15 protein-coding genes are annotated in these 18,974 nt (G+C 42.6%); 11 read left to right on the top strand and 4 right to left on the bottom strand.

Features of this window, described 5'->3' with window-relative positions; genetic code table 11:
- Positions 1 to 23: 23 nt before the first annotated feature.
- Genes PGRAT_RS22600 through PGRAT_RS22590 form a run of 3 tightly spaced genes read left to right on the top strand, consistent with a single transcriptional unit; the run spans position 24 to position 3,997 of the window.
- Positions 24 to 908, top strand: a complete 885-nt coding sequence (locus PGRAT_RS22600) for an ABC transporter permease (RefSeq protein ID WP_025705910.1) — start codon at positions 24 to 26, stop codon at positions 906 to 908.
- A gap of 10 nt (positions 909 to 918) precedes the next feature.
- The gene (locus PGRAT_RS22595) at positions 919 to 1,809 is read left to right on the top strand and encodes a carbohydrate ABC transporter permease (protein ID WP_025705909.1); all 891 of its coding nucleotides are present in this window, start codon (positions 919 to 921) and stop codon (positions 1,807 to 1,809) included.
- Positions 1,810 to 1,861: 52 nt separating this feature from the next.
- Positions 1,862 to 3,997, top strand: coding sequence for a Sip1-related alpha-galactosidase (locus PGRAT_RS22590; RefSeq protein ID WP_025705908.1), 2,136 nt, complete (start codon positions 1,862 to 1,864; stop codon positions 3,995 to 3,997).
- A 113-nt stretch (positions 3,998 to 4,110) separates the two neighbouring features.
- Here PGRAT_RS22590 and gtfA read toward each other — a convergent pair whose 3' ends face one another.
- The 4 genes from gtfA to PGRAT_RS22570 all read right to left on the bottom strand — a co-directional run bounded on the left by gtfA (position 4,111) and on the right by PGRAT_RS22570 (position 8,976).
- Positions 4,111 to 5,580, bottom strand: a complete 1,470-nt coding sequence (gene gtfA, locus PGRAT_RS22585) for a sucrose phosphorylase (RefSeq protein WP_025705907.1) — start codon at positions 5,578 to 5,580, stop codon at positions 4,111 to 4,113.
- 13 nt (positions 5,581 to 5,593) lie between these two features.
- Positions 5,594 to 6,550: a carbohydrate kinase family protein gene (locus tag PGRAT_RS22580; protein ID WP_025705906.1), complete on the bottom strand. Its 957-nt coding sequence runs from the start codon at positions 6,548 to 6,550 to the stop codon at positions 5,594 to 5,596.
- A 387-nt stretch (positions 6,551 to 6,937) separates the two neighbouring features.
- Positions 6,938 to 8,269: an ATP-binding protein gene (locus PGRAT_RS31805; RefSeq protein WP_025705905.1), complete on the bottom strand. Its 1,332-nt coding sequence runs from the start codon at positions 8,267 to 8,269 to the stop codon at positions 6,938 to 6,940.
- Positions 8,266 to 8,976 carry a LytR/AlgR family response regulator transcription factor gene (locus tag PGRAT_RS22570; RefSeq protein WP_025705904.1) on the bottom strand — a complete coding sequence of 237 codons (711 nt, stop codon included), beginning with the start codon at positions 8,974 to 8,976 and terminating at the stop codon, positions 8,266 to 8,268. The genes PGRAT_RS31805 and PGRAT_RS22570 overlap by 4 nt, the downstream gene beginning before the upstream one ends.
- Positions 8,977 to 9,218: 242 nt before the next feature.
- Here PGRAT_RS22570 and PGRAT_RS22565 point away from each other — a divergent pair, with 242 nt between their 5' ends.
- The 8 genes from PGRAT_RS22565 (at position 9,219) to PGRAT_RS22530 (ending at position 18,739) form a co-directional block, all read left to right on the top strand.
- Positions 9,219 to 9,842, top strand: a complete 624-nt coding sequence (locus PGRAT_RS22565) for a hypothetical protein (protein ID WP_025705903.1) — start codon at positions 9,219 to 9,221, stop codon at positions 9,840 to 9,842.
- Positions 9,843 to 9,875: 33 nt separating this feature from the next.
- Entirely contained in the window at positions 9,876 to 12,833 is a 2,958-nt protein-coding gene (locus PGRAT_RS22560) for a glycoside hydrolase family 3 protein (protein ID WP_025705902.1), read from the top strand.
- On the top strand, positions 12,820 to 13,242 hold the full coding sequence (locus PGRAT_RS22555) for a hypothetical protein (protein WP_025705901.1): 423 nt from the start codon (positions 12,820 to 12,822) through the stop codon (positions 13,240 to 13,242). The genes PGRAT_RS22560 and PGRAT_RS22555 overlap by 14 nt, the downstream gene beginning before the upstream one ends.
- Before the next feature lie 19 nt (positions 13,243 to 13,261).
- Positions 13,262 to 15,661, top strand: a complete 2,400-nt coding sequence (locus PGRAT_RS22550; protein ID WP_025705900.1) for a glycoside hydrolase family 2 protein — start codon at positions 13,262 to 13,264, stop codon at positions 15,659 to 15,661.
- On the top strand, positions 15,648 to 16,244 hold the full coding sequence (locus tag PGRAT_RS22545; RefSeq protein WP_025705899.1) for a hypothetical protein: 597 nt from the start codon (positions 15,648 to 15,650) through the stop codon (positions 16,242 to 16,244). Before PGRAT_RS22550 ends, PGRAT_RS22545 begins: the two co-directional genes overlap by 14 nt.
- 26 nt (positions 16,245 to 16,270) lie before the next feature.
- Positions 16,271 to 17,287 carry a glycosyltransferase family 2 protein gene (locus tag PGRAT_RS22540; RefSeq protein WP_025705898.1) on the top strand — a complete coding sequence of 339 codons (1,017 nt, stop codon included), beginning with the start codon at positions 16,271 to 16,273 and terminating at the stop codon, positions 17,285 to 17,287.
- 76 nt (positions 17,288 to 17,363) lie between these two features.
- Positions 17,364 to 18,470, top strand: coding sequence for a UDP-galactopyranose mutase (gene glf, locus PGRAT_RS22535; protein WP_025705897.1), 1,107 nt, complete (start codon positions 17,364 to 17,366; stop codon positions 18,468 to 18,470).
- Positions 18,467 to 18,739, top strand: coding sequence for a hypothetical protein (locus tag PGRAT_RS22530; RefSeq protein WP_025705896.1), 273 nt, complete (start codon positions 18,467 to 18,469; stop codon positions 18,737 to 18,739). Before glf ends, PGRAT_RS22530 begins: the two co-directional genes overlap by 4 nt.
- Positions 18,740 to 18,974 lie beyond the last annotated feature (235 nt).

Raw genomic sequence — 18,974 nt, 5'->3', positions numbered from 1 at the left:
TTCTAGGAACGGAGGATCGGGACATGCTAAGAAAGTTAAGACAACAAAGGGCTTTCCATCTCATGCTGGTTCCGAGTATCATACTCGTTTTTATCTTCAGCTATCTCCCCTTCTACGGATTGGTCATCGCGTTTCAAGACTATAATCCGGGACTTGGCTTCCATTCGCCATGGGTCGGAATGGAAAACTTTGAACACGTTTTCAAGCAGGAGAAATTCTTGCGCACGATTTGGAATACGCTGTACATGTCGATTTTCAAATTGGTCGGCGGCCTAGTCGTGCCGGTTATCTTCGCCTTATTACTAAACGAGATAAAGCACTTAAAACGCACGTTCCAAACGCTTGTCTATTTTCCGAACTTTCTATCCTGGGTTATTATGGCCGGCATTATGATCGATATTCTAGCTTCGGATGGAATCATCAACACGTTTCTCAGTCTCTTCGGCTTGAAGCCCGTTTCTTTCCTGGGAAACCCCTCGATTTTTCCGTGGACGATGATCGTCACCGATATCTGGAAAGGCTTCGGATTCGGCACAATCGTTTACTTGGCCGCTTTGACCGGCATCGACCCTGGGCTGTATGAGGCGGCACTGATCGACGGGGCGAAACGTTGGAAGCAGACGATCTATATTACGCTGCCTCTACTCACGCCAACGATCATCCTAATGGCGGTCCTGGCACTCGGTAACGTCTTAAACGCGGGCTTCGACCAAATCTACAACCTCTACTCCCCCGCTGTTTACGAATCTGGCGACATCATCGATACCTATGTGTATCGGCTTGGCATTGTGCAAGCTCAATATTCAATAGGCACGGCGATCGGTCTCTTCAAATCGGTCATCACTAGCATCCTGGTTGTCTTGTCTCTCGTACTAGCGAAGAAAGTAGCAGGATATAGGATTTATTAAGGAGGAAACTATGGTTCAAGACAAAAGCCTAGGGCGCAGGCTATTTATTTTCGCCAATTATTTAATTCTGTTCGTGGCTTCGCTAATTTGCATTCTGCCGTTTGTTAATCTACTTGCTGTTTCCTTTAGCGGGAGCGCGGCGGTAGCTGCAGGAGATGTTGTATTTTGGCCAGTCGATTTTACGACGAAGGCTTATGAGTTTGCGTTGGAAGGAAGCCAATTTTTACAATCGTTGTGGGTTGCGACCCAGCGAGTCGTGCTGGGGACCATAGTCAACCTCATCTTGATGGTACTCACCGCCTATCCGCTTTCCAAGACGAAAGACAAAGTGATGGGACGCGGAATCTATATGGGTTTTTTTGTATTGACGATGCTATTTAACGGAGGGTTGATCCCGAGCTATCTTATCGTCGTCAAAGCCGGACTCATCGACTCCATTTGGTCGCTCATTCTGCCGGGCGCGTTGCCCGTCTACAGCATGATCATTCTCATGAACTTCATTCGGAGTCTGCCGGAAGAGATCGAGGAATCAGCAACGATCGACGGAGCTGGGCCGATGCAAATCTTGATCCGGATCCTCTTGCCGCTTCTTAAACCGGCGCTTGCCACCGTCGGTCTGTTTAGCATCGTTGGGCATTGGAACTCATGGTTTGATGGCATCATCTATATGAACAATCCCGATAATTATCCGCTGCAAAGCTATTTGCAGACATTGCTGCTCAACTTCGACCAAATTATGTTGAGAGCCGGCACCGACTATTCGGAGTTGCTCGCGCAAATGAACGTGCGAACCGGCCGCGCTGCGCAGTTGTTCCTTGGAACGCTCCCGATCCTGATCGTATATCCGTTCCTGCAGAAATATTTCACGAAAGGTCTCGTGCTCGGCAGTGTGAAAGGTTGATTTGGGAGTAATTTCAACAGGTTGAACTTTTGGTTTGGGGAGGGCAAAATATATGCTGAATTTCTTGCAAACAGGAGATAGGCTTGATTTGGTTAACGGCGTGGAGACGGTTATAAAAGGAATTTCGGCTGTTGTGAACTTGGATGATGGTTCCAGCCACACTTTATATTTGTCACAGGTGAGAGGAGGAGAAGAAAGCGGGTTGCCGGTAACCGATTGCGAATTTCGGAATGAAGATGAAGGACTTTTTGTAAATCTTCATTTGAGTATAGAGGAAAGTTGTGCAGCGATATCTCTTTCTGCTTCGATTGATAATCCGCTGTTTGATCATTTGCGTTTTTTTGACAGTAACAAAGGGATTGTGCTAACGATGGAAAGCTTCCCTGGAATGACGGGCCTGTTGGGGCATTACCGGTTTAACGATTGGTGGACAAGACCATATACCGGGACACTCGATGGGTTGCCCAGCCGAACGCAGCAGCTGCTGATAGAACGTGAAACAGGCTCCTTCTTTCAAATCATACCGCTTTGCGAAGAAAACGGTAAGGCAGATTTGCAGGGAACAACCACAGGGAATTTGCAATTGGTTGTGTTTAACAACACAGGCGGGTACAGCCGGATGAATACCTCTGTTGCGATGTTGGGGATCCATGAGAATCCGTTCGAACTGGCGGAACATACGTTAACCTCGGCGAGACGCAAACTTGGTGTTGCAAATAAGGATGAACGGCAATATCCGGATATTTTTGAGTACATTGGATGGTGTACTTGGGATGCCTTTTACCAACAGGTGTCCGAAGAGGGGATCGTACAGAAGTGCAATGAATTTAAGAACATGAATCTTCCGGTACGCTGGGTGATCATTGACGACGGATGGCAGGACATTAAGGAGGGGAAGCTTGTATCTTTTAAGGCTGATGCAGGCAAATTTCCGGGCGGACTTGCAAGTGTTGTAGACAAGTTGAAGGAGCTGGATATCAATTCAGTAGGAGTATGGCATACATTCGCAGGCTATTGGGGCGGTATTCATCCTGAAAGTGAAATGGCTACGAAGATGAAAGAACATCTGATGCCCACCAACGGGGGTGCTCTTATTCCTGCATGTGATGACCACGGATTTGGCTTTTGGAAAGAGTTTCATCAGCAGTTACGCCTTCAGGGAATTCGACTCATCAAGGTAGATGGACAAAGTGCGATAGGCAATTTAACAAAACATCATCTTTCTGCAGGTAAGGCCGCTAAAGGGGGACATGTGGCACTAGAGGCTTCTGCCGCCATGTATTTCCATTATCAAATGATCAACTGCATGGGAATGGCCTCGGAAAACTTATGGAGCAGGCCCATGTCCGCCATTAGCCGTAACAGTGATGATTTTGTTCCCCAGAACCCGGATTGCTTCGCAGAACACGCCATGCAAAATGTATACAACTCGTTCTATCATGGGAATCTCTACTGGGGAGATTGGGATATGTTCTGGACGGTTCATGCCGATGCGGAACGTCATGCCCTTCTTCGAGCGGTAAGCGGTGGACCAGTATATTTTAGCGATCCTCTTCAAGCAACCGACCCCAATTTGATCCGAGCGCTGATTGAACGTGACGGGAAGCTGTTGCGCTGCGATTTGCCCGGAATGCCGACATTGGATTGCTTGACTGTAGATCCGGTACATGAAAATGCTGCATTAAAGATATGGAGCCGTGCCGGGGATGCTGGAATTGTTGCTGCATTTCATATCAACAAGGATGGACAGCCGATCCAAAGCCGGATTCGTCCTGCAGATATTCCGGGGCTGCATGGAAGCCGGTTTGCAGTCTACGAATATTTCTCGGAAGCATGTTCGGTGATTGGGCGTGATGAAGAATATCCGATCGTCCTGAATGAGAAGGAAGCCAAACTGTTCATTCTGGTCAGCTGCGACTTGGGGATTGCCCCGATTGGATTGACAAACAAGATGATTTCCCCCAAAACGATCAAGCATATCATTCGAAATGAATCCAGGACCACGCTTTTTCTTGACGAAGGGGGAGCATTTACTTTCTTTGCGGATAAAAGACCTGATTTCGTTGAAGTAAACGGAGTAACGAGAGAGCTGAGATCTCATTCCGATAATTCGCAGCTTTATACCGTCGATTGCCTTGACCTTCATGGACCGCTTTGTGTTCAAATTGTGATGAAGGAGAAATCATAGATATTTTATTTCATTAACGCAGCCAAGCGCAATTTCATTGCGTCTTGGCTGCTTCCTGTTTCGGCAAAAAAAGCACGCCATTGGCGTGCTTTTTTAACAGAACAAGCTGCTAATCAGACAATATATTCAATCAAGTCGTTATTCTCATCAATGTATTGGATAGTGGTTCGCTTGGTCATAAGGTCGATAAATAGTTCGCAGTATTTTCCATTATTGTCCCAGCGCAATCTAACCTCTTCATTTGAAGATTTCATAACTTCAAACACGCCATTAAATGCCTCATAATCGTTTCTGAATTGAATGAGCTTCAAAAGCCGTTGTACGACCTGTTTTTGAAGCGATTGCTCGATTTCTTCAAGTGTGTAGTTGTGACGATTTATTTCACGGCCGTCACCGGTTTCCTGAACCCGTTCGTAGTCATTCTCGCCGGCAAGCAGCCCTACATAATACACCTGTGGAATTCCGGGGGCAAAAAATTGAATGGCTCTGGCAGCCAGATAAGAATCATCATCGGAGTTAAGAACAGAGTAATAGGTACCGCGGATCTGATGCACATCGAAGCCATCTGTTCCCTTATGCTCATCCGAAAGAATTAAACTGAGATTAGATCCTCTATCTAGGCAGGTGTCTACTAGTTTTTTGGCCTCTGTAGTATCAATCAGATCATCCAAATCAGGTTTTACTGGTATACCGTCATGGCAGTCAAGCATCGTGAACTGCTTGGCGGGGCGGTTCTTCAAGTAGTCGCATAGAGCATCGCTAGACTGATTAATCATGGTATCCAGAATCCGATAGGGCAAAATAAAGTCATAAATCCAGCAACCGTGCTCTGCCAATTTATACTGAATGGAGTAATGGGAGTGCACCTCCGGCAGCAATTCAATCTCTAGTGATCTGGCAAGTTCTTTGACCCAATCAAGGAAGTCATAAATTTCTGGCTCCACAAAAAAGCAACTGGTTCCCAGCTTCTTAATTACGTAACCGACTGCATCCAAGCGTACGATCTTGACCTTGTGTTTTTTGAAATTTTGGAAGAACGACGTTAGGATCTGTTTTGTCAGCTCTGAACTTACATCCAAATCAATTTGTTCGGATGGATCCGTCTTTCCAAACGTAGTCCATACCCTTTCCTCTGTACCGGTTTCTTGAATCTGAAAGGCAGAGTAGGGCAGAGGCCTGCGCAAAAACATTTTGTTGATATCTTCTTGTACAGGGGTTCCATCTTTCCATAGTTTATCCAGGGTGAGGAACAGATCCGAATATTTTGAGTTACGGCCAGACTTTAGGAAGTCTTGGAAATATTCCGACTTCTGTGAAATATGATTGACCATCAAGTCAACCAGGATATCAAATTCTTCCCCAATTTCACGAATATCGTCCCATGTTCCAAATGAGGGGTCAATTTCAAGATAGGTAAGCGGGGCAAAGCCTCTGTCGCCAGAAGAAGGGAATGGAGGGAGAATATGCACTCCGCCTTTGAATACCCCGGTAAAATGTGAGTACAGCACTTCCTTTAGTGTTTTTAAATCTCCGCCAAGTGAATCCGGGTATGTAATCAATTGTACCTGGTTTTTTATAGTCATATTGTAATTCCTCCTAAATTTGATATATGGAGCAAAGGACTTCGAGCTTAGGTAAATCTACGACGGCTCCCGTATATTGTAGTTTATATGCACTTGTAGCAAACCCAATCTGAATGGATTTACGGATGGTATAACCTTTTACAATCCCTGCATAGAATCCCGACCAAAAAGCATCACCTGCTCCTGTAGTATCTACTACATTTGTGGCTAATGTCGAAAACGTTTCGATTGTGCTGCCGTTAGATACCATCGCTCCCTTTTTTCCCATAGTTAATATAACTAGTTTAGCTCCTAGTTTAAGAAACTTTTCGATGTAACGTTCAGGTAAGTCTCTGCCAAATAGTCGCTCGGCATCATCTTCAGATGGTTTTACAATATCGCACTTTGCGATAATAGATTGAATGTAGCGTATTCCATCCATGTCTTTTTCCCATAATCGTTCGTGATAATTTGGATCAAAGCAAACGAGCAGACCGTTTTCCTTAGCAACTTCAATTGATTTCTCAATAGTCTGACGGGCAGGGGACCTGGAAATTGGCCAGCAAGAAAAATGCAATATCTTAGACTCATTCAGGTAATGTTCAAGTTTTGGGGTGTATACCAGCTGGTAATCAGCTTCTCTATAGAAAATCGGAATTGGAGTCGACTGGCTTTTCGTCAGCATTACCATGCTTGTCGCCTCGTCTGCGGTTTGAATACATTCTGTATTCATTCCGGCGTCTTGGAGTTGCTTCAATAGAAAATTCCCTGATCCATCTTGTCCGACTGCTGAAGCTACTACCGAACGAATCCCAAGTTTTTTTGCATTCATTGCGATATTAGAGGGTGATCCCCCAAAATGCTTCTGATAACAATTGCTTGAGGAATCCATATCATACTCGTTTGAGATCAGATCGATTAGAATCTCTCCGATTGACAGCAGATCATTTTTTTTGTTATGAAAGTTGATTGTTTCATCTAATTTAAACATAGCTTGCCTCCCAAACTGATTGAAAGATTATTCCCTATTTTATATGCTAACCGTTTGACATGTCAACCGGTTGACATACAAAAGTTCCTTTATATACAACGGATTTTGTTCATAGAAATTGACCACGGAAATTAACAACTGAGAGAATGAATAAGAGTGATTTCTTGGTGTACCAATCCACTCTTTCTGAGATATGTAGCAGACGGTTCATTTTATAGGGGCTCAAGGATCAATATTAGCATCTATCGGATGTACCTGGAGAATTCTTACGGGTTACTGGAAATTTTATCAAACTGTGTGATGTATTTCAGGGAGTCATCTGCCACTGCCAAAATAAGATCAAGGTACTGTCACGGACAAGTACCTTGATCTTTCTGCTAGTCAAGATCAAGAAATCGGAAAATAGATATGCAGATAAAAGATATCTTCCTCTGCGTGAAATGATAATGTCCCGTTATACTGTTCTGCAATATGTCGCATGCTTTTTATGCCAAACCCATGGCGATTCTTATCCTTCTTAACGGTTTGCGGCACATGGTCACTAATAGTGAAATCGCTCTCAAAATAGTTTGTGACATGAATTCCAATAACGCCGTTCTCTCTACCGATAGAAATTGAAATGATTCGTTTTCTATCGTTACTGACCATTTGTACAGCCTCCAAAGAGTTTTCTATCGCGTTGCTTAACAGAGAATATAAATGAGTAGTTGAGATGAAGGATAAACACTGACCATCGGCCATGCAGCTCATACGAATCTGATTTTTCTCACAGTAAAGCTGTTTCTTATAAAGGATCACATCCAGAATATCGCTTCCCGTTTTTATTGTCGTATCGTAAACCTCAATAGCAGCCTTCAAAGAATCAACTTCTTGATGGGTTAGCTTGTAGCTGATATTTGCCAGTTGCTGACGAAGGTCATGAGCTTTCATGTTGATAATGTCAATTTCACTCCGCATGTTGTCAAACTGCTTTTTCTCTGCATACAGCAATTCATCCATGATTAACAAATCCTGTTTTAGCTTGCTTGTCTCGAGTATTCTTGTACGCAGCAATAAAGTAAGTAATGCATACAGAATTGCAAAAGTTCGGATGATGAAATCCAGGATGTTGTTCTCGCCCTCAAAGGAGCGGCTGACAGAGGTAAGGATCACAGTTACAAAAATAAATAAGAATGAGAATATAAAGATTAATCTCTTGCTAGCTCTGTCATGTTCATACACTCTAGTTCGGCGGAAAAGAAGGGCAAGTAAGAAACAAAGCATAAAATGAATTAAATAGTAAAGTGCCCAATCCCGCAATGGAACCATTTCCTTAAATAGTGAAAGAGTTTCATATGGATTTTTATCTAAAGCTATAATTAAAATTTCGTATAGTCGCCCTACAACCACCTGAATGGCTACGGCGCCACAAAGACACAGCAACAGCTCAGAGAAGGTTTCCTGGAATAGCAAGTATAAGGCTGCCAAAATAAATAAATACATCAGAATATTTGTCATTCCGGAATACAGCTGGGGATACCGCGTATTAATTACCGACATTATAAGAACAAGCGGAAGTGCTAACGGAGTAAGCATGCCTAATTTCCTGCCAAAGCCACTTCTTTTATGGAAGGGCCGTATCAGAAGAAACACACAAAATACAAATTCAATCATACTGGCGGAGCGAATGATAAACTGCTTGTAGTAGCCTCCTAAAAGTTCATGCATTATTCCGCTCATAGGTTTTTCCTTTTTACATACTCCATTAATTTTTCCACAAAAGCCTTTTTCCGGGGTTGACTGATTTTCAAATCGACACCATCCAATATAACTGTATATCCCTGAATTCTTTGTACATACGCAAGATTGACTAGATAACAATTATTACATCTAAAAAAATCATAGGACTGCAGTTTTTTTTCGATGGATGAGATCGTGGCATACTGCCGGAATTCACCATCTGCCGTGTGATAAATGACGTGATGCCCTTCAGTCTCCACATAACGGATACTTTTAGGCGATACTTTACGGATGCCATTGTCAGCAGCAATGAGGATGTTATTTCGTGTTTCTTCGCTAATTCTTCGAATGGCACGGGACATTTTCAGAGCAAAATCAAAGTATTCAACAGGCTTTAATATATAATCGAGCGCTTCTACTTCATAACCATGAATAGCGTACTGGGTAAGATTTGTTATGAAGATCAGGATAACACTTTTATCGAGGGCTCTAATACTGCGGGCAGCATCCATACCATTCATATAAGGCAATTGAATATCCATAAAGATAATATCAAAATTTGCTGTGTAATTCTCCAGTAGGGCGACAGCTTGCGGAAAATGCACAATGTTGAAAGAAAGTCCTATCTCTGCACCATAGCTTGTCAGATGACTCTCTAATAAACGGGCTTGATTCATATCATCTTCCACAATGGCAATTGTTATCATTGTTCACCTCTCCGTTTATGTTAGGTCAATGTTCACTATATGAAGCGCTTTCCCGTTTGTCAATAAGGTACCTCCAACTCATCATAGACTAAAAAATAACCGCTTAAACTAAAAACCCCTTTTGGATTATCCTGAATTTTTTTGAGATTATGCCGAGAAGCACACAGAATAAAGACCATATCGTACAATGAATCTGCTTATTAGAAAGCGCATTCAAAATACTCAATCAAAGGGGAATAATCATGAAAAGAAAAACAGTAAAGAAATCATTTGTAGTAATTTGTGCCATGGTGTTGCTGATTGGTTTAACAGCATGTGGGTCGGGAGGAGAGAAGGCAGCGGGGTCGAGTAAGATGACAGGGTACTATGCTTCCACATCAAATGTTGCATTTATGAGTGCTTATCCAGAGCATACATTTAAACAGGCTACTTTCGGCGTACAAAATATTGAGACATTTGCAGACAATACTTATATTTTAACAAAGACCGATACCTTTTTTTCTGGAGCCTTGGAGTTTAATGACAACGGTAAGTATGATGTTGTTCCCAGAGGGGCGAACATTACTAAGTACTACGGAACCCTGACTGAAGTTGATGAAGAGGGCCTGATTACACTTAAATTATCAAAACCCACAGCAGTCATTATGAATAGTTCATACTCGGCAGGTGCGAATCCGATTGGTTACGTAAACACGAAAGAATGGACCGATGAGATGGGCAAGGCAGTTGGCGGTGAAGGGCCAGCATTATCTGTTGAGGAGTATCTAAATTCCGTTGCTTTCCCGGAAACATCTATTATTGTTGACGCTGCAAAAGCCAGCTTCGACTACGTCGAGTTGACCGGTGAAGCTGCTGCATCAAAATAAGCTAACGGGCACCTGAGCGAGGAGGTAACATCATTGAGTAGAAAATCAAATATCTGGCGTGGGCTTACAGCTGTTACGGCGATCTTTCTAACATTTAGTATTCTTATGACGCAACTGCTCATAAGTTGGAGCGGTCAAGTTAACGTCTTTTTAAATGTCACGGCACCTGTAATTGAAGCGGATGCCAGTACTATGCACTATAAGAGCGATTATGGGTTATCTGATGAAGGCTTAAAGGCAATGTTAGTAGATTCTGATAAACATGATGTTCAAACGATGGAAGAAGGTATGGTTCTATTAAAGAACGATCAGGCGGTTCTGCCATTGAGCTCCGGAGAACGCAGTGTGACATTGTTTGGCCGATCAACAGCCGACCCTGTGTACAGCGGAAATTCCGGCGGTCCGGGAATGGATGAGAAACGTCAGGTCAGTCTGCATAGTGCACTTGCGGAGGCTGGATTCAAAATCAATGAAAAGTTATTTGATGCCTATAAAAATAGCGAAGTTGCCAGAGTGAAGGCTGCGCCGGATTGGTTTATTGGAGAAGTTGGAAAAAGCTTTTATACTGCCGATTTGCAGGCCACATACCAGGATAATTTCAATGATGCGGCTATTGTAATGTTATCCCGTGATGGTGGGGAGGGCAAAGACTTGGCGACCTCTGACCGGGATGGGATTTCTTATCTTGCCCTTCACGATTCAGAGAAAGATTTATTAAAGATGATTAAAGATAGCGGCAAATTCTCGAAGACTATTGTTCTAATAAACAGTGCTTATGCCATGGAGCTTGGTTGGCTTGAAGAAGAGGAATATGGGGTCGATGCCGCTCTCTGGATCGGTAATCCCGGTTTGAAAGGATTCGAAGGTGTTGTCAATGTAATAATAGGGGCAGCGGATCCTTCAGGCAGGCTGGTAGACACCTTTGCTGCAGATTCACTGTCTGCACCAGCAGTCAGAAACGCAGGTGATTTCCAATATGCGAATGACGATGGTCACTATGTTGTTGAAGCAGAAGGGATCTATCAGGGATATAAATATTATGAAACCAGATATCAGGATGCTGTCTTAGGGCTTCATAATGCAGACAGCAATGCCGGGGCTTTCGTTAATAAAGACAGCTGGAACTATGCAGATGAAATGGTGTATTCGTTTGGATACGGGAGTTCTTACGCTAATTTCTCCCAGGAGTTAACAGCTGTGAATTGGGATAGACAAGCAAAAACAGTTACTGCAACCGTGAAGGTGACCAATGAAGGATATCCGGCAGAGTCAGCCTATACTGGCAAGTCAAAGTCAGTAGTACAAGTATATGCCCAACTCCCGTATGAAGAAGGGCAAGCCGAGAAATCAGCGATTCAATTGATTGGCTTCGGAAAAACGGGCGAACTCAGCGCAGGCGAATCGGAAGAAGTAAAAGTTACTATTGATGAGTATTTGTTCGCAACTTATGACGCTAACGCTGTCAATGGAGCGGAGACAAGCAAGAAGGGCAGTTACGTTTTTGATCCAGGTAATTATTATTTTGCCATTGGAAATGACAGTCATGATGCCTTAAATAATATCCTGGCAAAAAAAGAAGGCGCTAAAGTAGAAGGGAAACTAATTTCTGCTGATGGAACCAGTATAGAGGGTGCTCCGGATAAAGTAATCTCTGTTCCACTGGAGTCACTGGATAATGTTACTTATGCCAAGTCTGAGTATACGGACGAAGTTGTTTCCAATCAGTTCGATGATATGGATCTTAACTACTATGCAGGGGCCCCTGTTACTTATTTAACACGCAATGACTGGAACACTTATCCTAAGCCTTATATTGATCTCACAGCAACAGATGAACTGAAAGCAGTGATGTACGATCAGAAATATGAAAAACCGGCAGATGCACCTGCGTACGACAGCTTTACTCAAGGTGCTGAGGTCACCCTTAAGCTGCTCGATATGAAAGACGTTCCTTTTGAAGATGATGAGACCTGGAATAAATTCCTTGATCAGTTAACAATCAGTGAATTAAGCACAACAATTGGTGAGAACTTCGGTCAACCTGCTGTCAAATCGATTAATAAACCGGCCAACAAAAATACAGATGGCCCTTCAGGTTCACAATCCAGTTATTTGTATGGCGGTAATCAGCCAGCAACGGCTCATGTCAGCCAAATCGTGGCAGCCTCCACATGGAACCAGAAATTAATCGCAGAACGCGGTAATTTCATTGCAGAGGATTGTCTGTTTAGTGGTACCACACAACTGTGGTCACCAGGTGCTAATATGCACCGGACTCCATTCAGCGGACGTAACTTTGAATACTATTCCGAAGACAGTATTATGTCCTACCTGATGGGAGCTAATCAGACAAAGGCGATGCAGGCCAAGGGGTTAACAGCGGCCATTAAACATTTCGTATCCAATGATCAGGAAACGAACAGATCAGAACTGGCTACATTTATGACGGAGCAGGCATACCGCCAAGGACCGTTGAAAGCTTTTGAGGGTGCGTTTACAGAAGGGGGAGCACTTGGAACAATGATGTCTTTCTCCCGGATTGGTGCCCGCCTGGCCTATGCCGATTCTGCAACGCTAAAGCAGGTCCTCAGAAATGAATGGGGCTTTAAAGGGGTAACAATTACAGATTCTGTCAAGGGCAATCCGAATATTCCAACGGTCGAGTCGCTTGTTGCCGGAACAGACACGTTTAATGCGGATACCGACCGTGCCAGTGAAATCCATAAATATCTTGCAAGTAAGAAAGACGGATATGTTCTGCAAGAGTTAAGACGAGCCAATAAACATTTCTATTACTCACTGGCCAAATCCAGTCTTCTTAACGGCCTGACAGATGAAACAGAAGTTAAAGGATTTACACCTTGGTGGCAAACACTGCTAAAAGTTATTAATTATACGCTAGGCGCGTTGTTACTGTTAAGCTTGTTCTTCTTCATCCGAACCAGCCTTAGAAGAAACGCAAAGGGAGGGAAAAAGAATGGTCTTATTTAAAGACAGAACGTTTGGTTTTTGGATCGGCTTTATGGCAGCCTGCTTGATGCTTGCAGCGGACATCGCGTTTATTATTTTTGATTATGGAGACCGGACCTTTTCCATTGTAACCTTTGGTCTAATTATCGCTGGCTTTGCGGCAGAATTGTTGGTTCTAATCAAAAATTACTATTTCGCACCGTTGCTATCATCAATTTGTTTTGGTGTGGGGCTGTCGATGCATCTATATTTGGGATTCCCAACCTTGTCAGATGTCGTGAATGGGGTCAACTTCATTGGGGGAAATCCTCAAGCTGTCATTATTTTTGGGATTGCCTTTGCCGTTGGAAGCGTTGCTTCACTGATCTCTTGCTTTATGAATCAATCCAAGTCAGAAGGATTAATCTATACCGTTAATACTTCAAAATGAAAATATGGAGAAAAAGTAAATGAGAAAAATTAGTATCTGTGACGGATGGAGTTTTATAGAGAATTTTACTGATGAATTTTTCAACTTTACAGGAGAGGGGACAGCCGTAAGGCTGCCCCACACTTGTAAAGAAATACCTGTGCACTATATGGAAGAAAGCTCCTGTCAAATGATATGCGGTTATAGACGTTATCTTGACGTTCCTGAGAACTTGAAAGGCAGGCGAATGTTCCTGCAGTTTGATGGTGCTGCTCACGTTGCAGAAGTGTTTGTCAATGGTGAGAAGCTTATGACTCATAACGGCGGGTATACGGCATTCAGGGCAGAGGTAACTGATAAACTGGTGTACGGAGCCGAAAACAGAATTGTTGTTCGCTTAAACACACGGGAAGATGCAAATGTACCGCCGTTTGGCCATGTAATTGATTATATGACTTACGGTGGACTTTATCGCGAAGCATGGTTGCTAATAGCAGAACAGAGCTACGTGGCAGATGTGTTTGTTCGGACACCAGACATGAATCAAGCGCTTGTTGATGTTACGATCAGCCAGCCTGATACAAACCACACGCTGGAATTATTTCTACTGGATGAGCAGAAAAATGTTGTTGGCCAAAAAAGCTTAAAGGTATCAGGAGCAGCAATCACGGATTGCAGCATTGCTGTATCAAATAGTCATGCATGGAGTCCAGAAACTCCTTATCTATACACATTAGCAGCTATAATAAAGGGCCCTGATGAGGAGCTTGTGGACGAGTACAATGTAACTTTTGGATTCCGCCAAGCTGTGTTTCGCAGTGACGGTTTTTACTTAAACGGCAAGAAATATAAAATTCGCGGAGTAAACCGCCATCAAAGCTATCCTTATGTAGGGTATGCTATGCCTGCATCCATGCAGATTGAGGATGTAAGAATACTGAAAGAAGAACTGCATGTTAATGCGGTTCGCACCTCCCATTATCCTCAGTCCAAGCATTTTCTGAATGCGTGCGACCGTATGGGATTGCTTGTATTCACAGAGACACCAGGCTGGCAGCATATCAAAAACGATGAAGAATGGAAACAAATTGTCTGTGATAATGTGGAAGAAATGATCTTGCAGTACCGTAACCATCCTTCGATTATTCTCTGGGGTGTTCGTGTTAACGAGTCACAAGATGATGATGTCTTGTACTCCAAGACCAATGAAATTGCCCGCCGTCTGGATCATAGCAGACAAACAAGCGGGGTTCGCTTCTTATGGAGAAGCAGTTTATTAGAAGATGTATATGCATTCAACGATTTCTCTCATACAGGAAAAAATGGCGGCTTACTGCCAAGGTGGCTGATTTCACCTAATAAGAATAAAGCTTATTTGATTGCCGAATTTAATGGTCACATGTTTCCAACCAAAGCAACGGATACGCCTACCCATCGCCTGTCACACGCTATGCGTCATGCCAATGTATTGAATGAAGTTTATAAAAGGGAAGATATTGCAGGCGCTTTTGGCTGGTGTATGTTCGACTATCAAACGCATGGCGATTTTGGATCCGGAGACCGTATTTGTTACCACGGCATCATGGACATGTACCGCAATCATAAACTTGCCACAAAAGTTTACGCGAGTTTCTCGGAAGAAACGTCGGTTCTGGAAGTCGGTTCAGATATGCATATTGGCGATTACCCCGGAGGTGCTGTTGGTGAAAACTATATCTTCACTAATGCAGATTCAGTACGCCTGTACAAAAATGAACGGATGATTCGGGAGTTTATGCCGTTCAACAAAAAATACCGTTATTTACCACATTCGCCTATTGAATTCTACGACACTGTCGGAAATGTAATTGAAGAGGGAGAAAAGTATTCCCACAAGAAAGCTGAAGCCATCAAAGAATGTTTGTTAGCAATCCAACGGTTTGGTACCGCATTACCGCCAAAATACATTTTTAAAGCGATGTGGGTAATGCTGCGGCATCTTGTATCGCCGGTAACCTTTTACAAATTATTCTTCAAATATATTGAAAATTGGGGTGTATCTGCACCGGTCTATCGCTTTGAGGCTATCAAAAATGGGCAGGTTGTAGCTGAGGTCACTAAAGCTTCTAGCGCGGCCCTTCACCTGGAAACTACAGTCAGCGGTACCAGCCTTACTGAAGCAGATACTTATGATGTCGCCTCAGTTCGTATTCGAGTAGCAGATGCGAATAATAATAACGCAACGTACGCTCATCTGCCCATTTTCTTAAAAGCAGAGGGTGCTATAGAAATTGTAGGTCCGGACTGTGTCGCTACAGAAGGTGGAATGTGTGGTACTTATGTTAAAACAACGGGGGTAACGGGTGAGGGGAAACTCACCATTACATCTAATCAGACTGAATCGGTCCAATTGCTCTTTAGTGTAAAAATAGAAGGAAGTGGCAGCAGTGAGTGGAGTTAAGTCGTTTTGGAATAATTATAGTGTTAAACATCCCCAAATTGCACAGTTTATTATGTTTCTAATATTGAGTAACGGAATTACCGTATTTCAGATGATTCTTATGCCGGTTTTGAAGGCGATATTTAGCGGATCTGCTTTGGAGGCTCATGATTTTCAAATTCTACCGATCGGTCATAATTCTGATGGATCACCGTATTACATTTTTAACTATCCATCAGGCTCTATAGCCTCTGGCGGAGGCGGGGGACTTGCCTACTTTATTGCCGTTCAACTGACTCTGGGGATCGCACAGGTAATTAATTTCTTTGCTCAACGTAATATAACCTTCCGTTCAACCGGAAATATTTACAAAGCAGCTATTTGGTACGTTATAGCGTACATCTTGATAACCATTTGTGCAGGGGCTCTCCAGGGATGGTATAAGGATCCTATCTACCAATTCTTTATTGATAAATTTGAAGGAACCGGTGAAATTGCGGCAGACCTGGTTACGATGATTATTAATGCGGTTATTTCGTTCTGGGTATACTTCCCGATACTGAAAATTATTTTCAAAGAAGATAAACAGCAAAAGGTGGCCTAAAAAAGAATAAAAAGAGGTTAGTAATAATGAAATTATTGTCATTCATTGTACCCTGCTATAACTCTCAGGATTATATGGACCGCTGTATTAGCAGCCTGCTAGTTAATGACGAAGAAATTGAAATCATTATTGTTAATGACGGATCCAGTGATCATACCGGACTTATTGCTGAAGACTATAAGGTCAGGTATCCATCTATAGTTAGAGTAATACATCAAGATAACCTGGGTCATGGTGGAGCAGTCAATACGGGGATTAAACTTGCTGCCGGGATGTTTGTGAAGGTAGTTGATAGCGATGATTGGGTGGACCGACATGCATATCTGAAAATACTAATGAGCCTAAAGAAACTGGTTGCGGAAACGAAGCCAGTGGATATGGTGGTTAGCAATTTTGTCTATGAAAAGCAGGGGAAACGGCATCGGAAAGTGATGAAATATGACAAAAATTTTCCTGAAGAACGTGTGTTCACCTGGGATGAAATTAGCTCCTTTCGTAAAGGCCAGTATATTCTGATGCATTCGATTATCTACCGGACGAACCTGCTGAAAGAAGGCCAATTCACACTTCCCGAACATACTTTTTACGTAGATAATCTGTTCGTATTTAAACCTCTTGAAAAAGTAGAGCGGATCTACTATATAAATGTTGATTTCTACCGGTATTTTATCGGGAGGGCGGATCAGTCAGTCAATGAAAAAGTAATGATTGAAAGAATTGATCAACAGCTTAAAGTGAATAAACTCATGATCGACGGGGTGGACATTGAGCAAATAACAAGTCCCGAACTTCGTAAGTATATGCTGAATTATCTTGAAATTATCACTGTCATTTCTACGATACTGTTAATCCGTTCAGGAAAGGAAGAGGATCTGAAGAAGAAAAAGGAATTGTGGAAGTATATTAAGGATAAAGATATCCAGTTATACAATAGTATTCGGTATGGTGTAATGGGAAGATTAATGAATATACCGGGTTACTTGGGCCGCAGTATCACCGTTTCGGCCTATAAAGTGTCACAGAAGATTGTTGGATTTAACTGATCTTAAACCTGTGGATGCGGTCTACTATCCGCAGGTTTTTTTAGCATGCAATAAATTTAAGAAAGGGTGATTACGAGTGCAGTATGACTATCTGGTTGTTGGCTCTGGACTGTATGGCAGTACTTTTGCTTATGAAGCAGCCAAACGGGGGAAACGGGTAAAGGTTATTGATAAAAGAGAACATATAGGCGGAAATATTTATACAGAAGAGATAGAAGGTATACAGGTGCATAAATATGGTGCTCATATCTTTCATTCTAATTGTAAAGATATTTGGGACTATATCAATCAATTTGCGGAATTTAACCGGTACACCAATAGTCCCATTGCTAATTATAAAGGTGAAATTTACAACTTGCCGTTTAATATGAATACGTTTAACCAGTTATGGGGGACGATTACTCCTGATGAGGCACTAAGAAAGATTGCCGGGCAAAGGGCTGCTGCAAAGATTGAATCTCCGCAAAACCTGGAAGAACAAGCGATTTCATTAGTTGGACTCGATATCTATGAGAAACTGGTAAAGGGTTATACGGAAAAACAATGGGGGCGTAAAGCAGCAGAGCTGCCTGCCTTCATCTTCAAACGGATCCCTGTCCGTTTCACCTATGATAATAATTATTTCAATGACCGGTATCAGGGAATTCCTATCGGCGGCTATACGCAAATCATTGAAAAAATGCTGTCTAGTGAATTGATTAACGTAGAGCTGAATCAAGACTTTTTTGTAAATAAAGCGACTTACTTAGAAGAATACCCCAAGATTGTTTATACAGGAATGATTGATCAATTGTTTGATTACAGGTATGGTGAATTAGAATACCGGAGTTTAAGATTTGAATCCGTTACTTTGGACCGGCAAAACTATCAAGGAAATGCAGTGGTCAATTATACCGACGCAGAAACTTCATACACGCGGATTATTGAGCATAAACATTTTGAATTTGGCGAACAGCCAAAGACCATCATTACTCGAGAATACCCGAAAGCCTGGAAGAAGGGCGATGAACCGTATTATCCTTTAAATGACGACTGTAATAACGAGAAATATAGAAAGTACCGTGGGCTAGCGGAGGAGCTGCCCAATATTATGCTCGGAGGACGACTGGGTATGTATAAATATTTCGATATGCATCAAGTAATTGCAGCAGCATTAAGCTTAGTCAAAGAAGAATTCAGATGAAGTATAAAACTTTAATTAAACAAATGACTTTAGAAGAGAAAGCATTGTTAATGTCAGGCAAGGATTTCTGGACGACTCAAAACCTCGACCGTCTGGGAATCCGCAGCCTGTATCTGGCGGATAGGCCACATGGTGTTAAAAGGCTGGCAGCAGCAAACCATCATGGACTAAATCCCAGCATTCAAGCAACTTGTTTCCCAACCGCTGCGACTGTATGTAGCCAACAGCTGGAATGTAGAAGAGATTGTTTAATTCTACGTAGGTTGTAACTCGCTGAAAGGATTTTCTAAAGTTTTTTTACACGACTAAAAGTAAAGAAGGACAGGTGAAATAAAAAAAAGTACGACGACCTTCCCCGTCTGTTCCGGGCAATGGGGCATTTTGCATGCTCACTTTATTGTCCGGAAAATACCCTAGAAAGTCCCTAACTTTGTCGGTTTAAAAATATGTAAGCGCTCTGTTATCATACTGTATGACGCTAATGTACTTTTACATTAGAATTAC

Origin of the sequence: Paenibacillus graminis (assembly GCF_000758705.1) — a bacterium.
Taxonomy (GTDB): Bacteria; Bacillota; Bacilli; order Paenibacillales; family Paenibacillaceae; genus Paenibacillus_AQ; species Paenibacillus_AQ graminis.
The sequence above is the reverse complement of the archived record's forward strand: the minus strand, read 5'-3'. Positions and strand labels throughout refer to the sequence as shown.